Here is a 1007-nt window from a genome sequence, read left to right as displayed (position 1 = left end):
TAGGACTTGTCCGGCGGATCATGTGACTGCTCCGCGCCCGGGTCGTTGATGTGGACATGGGGCGGGGTGATCTGACAGATGCGGAGTGGGAACGGCTTCGGCCGTTCTTGCCGGTCAGCAACAGGCGTTGTGGCAGGTGGCGGGACCACCGGCAGGTGATCGACGGGATCCTGCACCGGGTGCGGACCGGAGTTCAGTGGCGTGACCTGCCCGAACGGTTCGGGCCGTGGAAGACCGTCTATGAACGCCACCGACTGTGGTCGGCCGACGGAACGTGGGAGCGCCTGCTCCAGCAAGTCCAGGCCGCGGCCGACGCGGCAGGTGAGATCGACTGGGACATCGCGGTTGATTCCACCATCGTGCGCGCTCATCAGCACGCTGCCGGCGCTCGGACCGAGCCGCCGCCGGCACCCGCGACAAAGGGGGCCGAAGAAGTGGAACACCAGGACGAAACGCCGTGGCAGAGCCTGGTCGCCCGCCTGGTGGAGGTGGTGCTGGAAGTGAGGGCTTGGGGCGCTCGCGGGGCGGGTTCACCAGCAAGCTCCACCTGAGCGCGGACGGCCGCTGCCGCCCGATGTCCCTGGTCCTGACGGGTGGACAGCGGGCGGACTGCGCTCAGTTCAAGCCGGTCCTGGAGAAGATTCGCATCCCCAGGACCGGTTCGGGCAGGCCGCGCAAGAAGCCCGACAGTCTGGCGGCCGACAAGGCTTACAGCAACGGACCCTGCCGCGAGTACCTGCGACGACGGGGCATTCGCCACACGATCCCGGAGAAGACCGACAGCCAGGCCGCCCGCCTGCGAAAGGGCTCGCGCGGCGGACGACCTCCCGGCTTCGACGAAGACCGCTACAAGAAGCGCAACACCGTCGAACGGGCGATCAATCGCCTGAAGCAGTTCCGGGCAGTCGCCACCCGTTACGACAAGCGCGGGTACGTCTTCCTCGGCACCGCCATGGCAGCAGCCCTGGTCATCTGGCTGCGAACTTGATCGACCGGACAAGTCCTAG

1 protein-coding gene is annotated in these 1007 nt (G+C 67.4%); it reads left to right on the top strand.

Annotation, left to right across the window (positions count from 1 at the left end):
- The first annotated feature begins 56 nt into the window (after positions 1 to 56).
- A protein-coding gene (locus tag IE142_RS34800; protein ID WP_370466448.1) for an IS5 family transposase occupies positions 57 to 988 on the top strand; the annotation gives its coding sequence in 2 pieces (ribosomal slippage) (positions 57 to 429 and positions 429 to 988; 933 coding nt in all).
- Positions 989 to 1007 lie beyond the last annotated feature (19 nt).

The organism is Streptomyces mutabilis, from assembly GCF_014649815.1.
In the GTDB taxonomy this organism is placed as follows: domain Bacteria; phylum Actinomycetota; class Actinomycetes; order Streptomycetales; family Streptomycetaceae; genus Streptomyces; species Streptomyces mutabilis.
This window is presented reverse-complemented; position numbering and strand designations above follow the sequence as displayed.